This window comes from Thioclava atlantica, from assembly GCF_000737065.1.
In the GTDB taxonomy this organism is placed as follows: Bacteria; Pseudomonadota; Alphaproteobacteria; order Rhodobacterales; family Rhodobacteraceae; genus Thioclava; species Thioclava atlantica.
On record NZ_AQRC01000031.1, the window covers coordinates 1 to 4,667 of the forward strand.

Here is a 4,667-nt window from a genome sequence, read left to right on the forward strand (position 1 = left end):
CACGCGGGAGCCATCCATACATGGTCCGAGGACAATGCCGAGCGCGTATTTCGCCAGGGATGCCAAGTGAGATACGCGTTCGTGGCCGAGCATCGCGGGCAGTTCTCTATTCGGGCGATGTGTCGCTGCTTACGTATTCAGCCGAGTGGCTTCTACGCGTGGCTGAAGACCCCACTGAGCAAGCGAGCTCGAGAAGACGAGCGGCAGATTGCGCTGCTGAAGGAGGCGTGGGTGGAAAGTGGCAAGGTTTATGGTCACCGCAAACTGCATGACGACCTTCTCGAGCAAGGCGAAAGCGTCTGCCTGAACCGTGTTGCCCGCCTGACCAGGCTGGCCGGCATCAAGGCGCAGATCGGCTACAAGCGCCGACCGGGAAAGTATGGCGGAAAGCCTTCGGTCTTGGTCGACAACACTCTGGACCGACAGTTCAACGTGGCGACACCGGATAAGGCCTGGGTGACCGACATCACCTACATCCGCACGCAGGAAGGTTTCGCCTATCTCGCCGTGGTCATCGATGGTCGTCAGGAAAACGATCCCCCGGATCGTTTTCTGATCCTCCTCCATCTCGCGTCGTGTCGTCGGCTGGGCAATGCAGAGCCGCCAGACGACAGACGTTGTCCTGCAAGCGCTGCTCATGGCGGCATGGCGGAGAAAGCCCCGGGCAAAGGTTCTGATCCACTCGGACCAGGGCAGCCAATTCACCGGCATGGACTGGGCTGCGTTCCTTCGGCCCCACAACCTGGAGCACTCGAGGAGCCGCCGTGGAAACTGCCATGACAACGCGGTCGCTGAGAGCTTCTTTAACCTGCTGAAGCGTGAGCGGATCAGACGACGGACCTACCGAACGCGCGAAGAAGCCAGGCAGGATATGTTCGACGACATCGAGATGTTCTACAATCCAAAGAGCAAGCACGCCCAGAACGGAATGCTGTCGCCCGTCGACTTCGAGCGACAGCAGAGACTGAGACAAGACGGCGTCTAAGAAACGCGGGGCTATTCAATCTCCCTTGCTCACAGTTTGACCGTGATTTTAACGGGAGCTCGACCTCTGAATAGGGGCAGCCCAATTACGCATGCTTCGGGCCGGGTGCCACGGCCCCCAATGCCAAGCGCCGCAGTCCGGCAAGGGAAAAAAAGTCGCTGCCTCGCGTTTGAGGACGGGCTGTCCTCAGTGCGCCACGCCGGCGTCGAAGGTAATACGGAAACGGGTGGCAGGACCGTCGCAAAGGAGGATCTCGGCACGATGGGCGTTCAGCAAATTGCGCACGATAGCAAGCCCCATGCCGGTGCCGCCCGTCTCGCGCCGGGTCGTAAAGAACGGATCGAAGATCCTCCCTGCATTCCCCGCGGCGATGCCCGAGCCGTCATCGGCAATCTCAAGGACGGGGCCGGCCTCCGTCGCGCTTGCTGCCAGCGTCACCCGTTTCGCGCCATGGTCAGCAGCGTTGCGCAACAGCTGCGCCAGCGCAATCCGCAGCCCCTCGGCGGCCAACGGCAGGCGCAGGCTCGCGCCTTCGGTCGCGATGTCAAGGGCGGGGAAGTCGGCGCTGAGATCGGTGATCAGATCCGCCAGCCGTGAGTGTCCGAGATGACGCATCTCACGCGCCTGCGCGGCGCGGCGCAGCGCGGCCAGCTGCGCCTCGAGCTGAGCGCGCGCACTGTCGATCTGGGACAGCAAGCGCGCATCGTCGGGGCCCAGCCCGCCACCGTCTTCCAGCAGTTCAGTGGCCGCCCGGATCGCGGCAACGGGGGTCTTGAGCTCATGAGTGACATGGTCGGTGAAGGCGCGGATCGTCGCTTCGCGGTCCTGCAGAGCCTCGGCCATCGCGATCACCCGCACCGCCGTCGTCGCCGTCTCGCGGGTGCCGAAATGCGCAGGAGGCGACGCAGGGGCGCCCTTTTCCCGCGCCTGCGCGTAGGCTTCGAGGGCCTGGATCGGGCGCAGGAGCAGGCGCAACAGAAGCCAGCCAAGCCCCGCGGTTCCAGCGCTGATCGCGAGCGCCAGAACCACCGCCGCAGTTCTGAATCCAACCGCAGGGCCCAGATAGCGCAGGGCCACCAGGCCGGTGAACGAGAGTGCCAGCGTGCCGGCCAGTGCCCCTCCAAGCACGAAGGCAAGCGAGGGCCGCCAGCGCCGGCTCATACGCAGGCCCCGAGCCGCATTCCCTGACCATGCACGGTTTCGATCGCACCGTCGCAGCCCGCCTCGGCCAGTTTGCGGCGCAGGTTGCGCAAATGGCTGTCGAAAGTGCGGTCGGAAACCGGGCTCTGTGCACCCCAGAGCGCCGCGATGAACGCGGGGCGTGTCGCGAGGCGGTCGGGCTCGGCCATCAGCAGCGCGAGTATTTCGAATTCAGTCGCGGTCAGCGACAGATCGGAGCCCGCCACCTGGCAGATCCGTGCCCGCAGATCCAGCGCGATGCGCCCGCGCGCGAGCATTTCGGGCCGGGCCTCATGCCCTGCGCGTTTGAGGATCGCACGCACCCGCGCTACCAGTTCGCGTGGCGAGAATGGTTTGCTCACATAGTCGTCGGCGCCCAGTTCCAGCCCGACGATCCGGTCGATCTCGTCGTCGCGCGCGGTCAGGAACAGGATCGGAACCTCCGACGTGGCACGGATGCGGCGACATACCACGAACCCGTCGATCTCGGGCAGGCCGATGTCGAGCACGATCAGATCCGGCGCCTCGCGGCGGGAATGGATCAGCGCGCTGGTCCCATCTGCGGCGGTGAGCGTGGCGAACCCCGCGCGCTCGAGCGCGATGCGCACCAGTTCGCGCAGGCGGGGATCGTCGTCGACGATCAGAATCTTCATTCTGCCTGCTCCGCGTTGATCATCGCGGCACTGTAGCGGGCGACGCGCCAGGAGCGAAAGTCCCAATCCCGCTAATCCTCGATGCGGGGGGGCAGCGTGATCGGGCAGGAAGAAGCATGGATCAGATCCGCACGGGCGCGGGATGCTGCCGTCAATGCGCCATGTGCCATCGGGCCAAGTGCGCAGATATAGTCACGGTCGGCGGCGGGACGGCCCAGGTTCTGCGCCGCGATGATCTGGGCGAAATTTACGAAGGCGCAGAGGTAGAGTGTGCCGAGCCCAAATGCGCCGCAGCGGATCAGCAGCCACAGGTTCGTGCGACCAAGCATGACCTGCGCCGCGACAAGGCCGAGCCCGGTGGCGACGAGCCCCATCCAGATCAGCGCGTAAATCCGCAGATAGGTAAGTCCGAAGGCGTCGATGTAGTGCTCGAGACGCATCATCGCCGCTCCGCACAGCACCATGTTCTGCGCGAGCCAGAGCAGCAGCAGCGGTGTCATCGCGCGATGCTCTCTCGCGAATGGCCGCGCCGCGAGCGCGAAGCCCCCGGCCAGCAGCGCGGTCGCGAGGAGCGGATAGGCGCCGCGATGGGCGTATTCGGCCATGCTCATCCCCTCGGGCAGAGCCGCGCCGAAGACGAGGATGCCGAGATCGGTGGTCGACTGCACGGCGACAAGTGCGTTGAACAGGACCAGAGCGCGCAGCACCGAGCGGGGATTGAGGCCGAAGCGGGCAGCAGAGGGCAGAGCCACGGCGTGGAACGAAATCGGCTCAGGCATATCCGGCGCAAGGAGGGGAGCGATGAAGAGCGCCATGCCTCCCCAGAAGAGGGCCCGGGTGAGCGTCGACCAGAGATCGAAATCGACCGTCAAAGCCCGCGCGAGCACCGGGTTCGCCTGCATCAGCAACGCCAGAAAGACGAAGCTTCCCGCCAGCGGAAAGGCCCAGTCGCGCACCGAATGGCGCACGCTGTCGTCAGCTTTGGCGCAACGGATCGCCCGCCCGGCCAAGGCCCTGCGCGGTGCCAGTGGTGTCAGCCAGCCGCCGGGCAACCGGAAAAGCCAGGCCGCCGTGCGGGTCATGATCTCGGCGATCCCCGCCCCGGGACTGCGCAGCAAGACCAGCGCCACCGCCAGTCCCAGGGTCAGAAAGGCGAGCGAGAGCGCTTGCACATATTCGATGACTGGCGCGACGCTGAGCACGAGCAAGCCGAGCGGCCCTGCAAGCCTCCGCCCGTTTCCGATCGTCGCCACCAGAAGGATTGCGAGGGCGAAGAGCGCCAGCGACAGGCCGGGGGCATGTTGCCAAAACAGAAGATCCGCCAACACCACCAGCACCGCGAGCCCGACCCAATGCGACCGGCGGGCGAATGCTGCCCGGCTTGGCGAAGGCTCGGAGGCTGCGGCGTCTGGCGCATCGAGCCACCAGCCGTCAAGTGCGAGCGACCGGGGAAGACCGGGGATGAGAGGGGCCTGGGGCATGATTTGTCTCCGCAAAATGTTCTGCGGCAGACTGGCGTGGCGCTTGTGCAGAAGACGCGCGCAGAATGTGCAGATCTCGTGCAGACCGGCGGTCTTCGCAAGCGCGCATGGCGACCGCGGAGGCATGTCGCGAAATCTCCCGGCTGTCCCTGACCTGCCACGGGATTTTTCCTCCACCATCGATTAGAGTCCGCCCCAACTTGAGGACGGACAATGAAGCGAACGAGATTCACGGCCGAGCAGATGCTGGACTTGGCGGCGATGAAGGAACTGGTTTCAAAAAAGTGGTGACGATGAGCCATGTCACGCCATTGATGGAGTGGATGGCTCCCGCTCCCGGCATCGCATTGTGCCACATTAGGTGCTGTC

General features: G+C 64.9%; 3 protein-coding genes and 1 pseudogene. 1 reads left to right on the forward strand and 3 read right to left on the reverse strand.

What is annotated here, in order from left to right:
- A pseudogene (locus DW2_RS18715) lies at positions 1-985 on the forward strand (IS3 family transposase); the annotation flags it as partial.
- A 186-nt stretch (positions 986-1,171) separates the two neighbouring features.
- Here DW2_RS18715 and DW2_RS18720 read toward each other — a convergent pair.
- From DW2_RS18720 to DW2_RS18730, 3 genes are all read right to left on the reverse strand, one after another.
- Positions 1,172-2,146, reverse strand: coding sequence for a sensor histidine kinase (locus DW2_RS18720; RefSeq protein WP_038148965.1), 975 nt, complete (start codon positions 2,144-2,146; stop codon positions 1,172-1,174).
- Positions 2,143-2,817 carry a response regulator transcription factor gene (locus DW2_RS18725; protein WP_038148966.1) on the reverse strand — a complete coding sequence of 225 codons (675 nt, stop codon included), beginning with the start codon at positions 2,815-2,817 and terminating at the stop codon, positions 2,143-2,145. Before DW2_RS18725 ends, DW2_RS18720 begins: the two co-directional genes overlap by 4 nt.
- 71 nt (positions 2,818-2,888) lie before the next feature.
- Positions 2,889-4,298: a DUF4153 domain-containing protein gene (locus DW2_RS18730; protein ID WP_051856475.1), complete on the reverse strand. Its 1,410-nt coding sequence runs from the start codon at positions 4,296-4,298 to the stop codon at positions 2,889-2,891.
- Between the last annotated feature and the right edge of the window lie 369 nt (positions 4,299-4,667).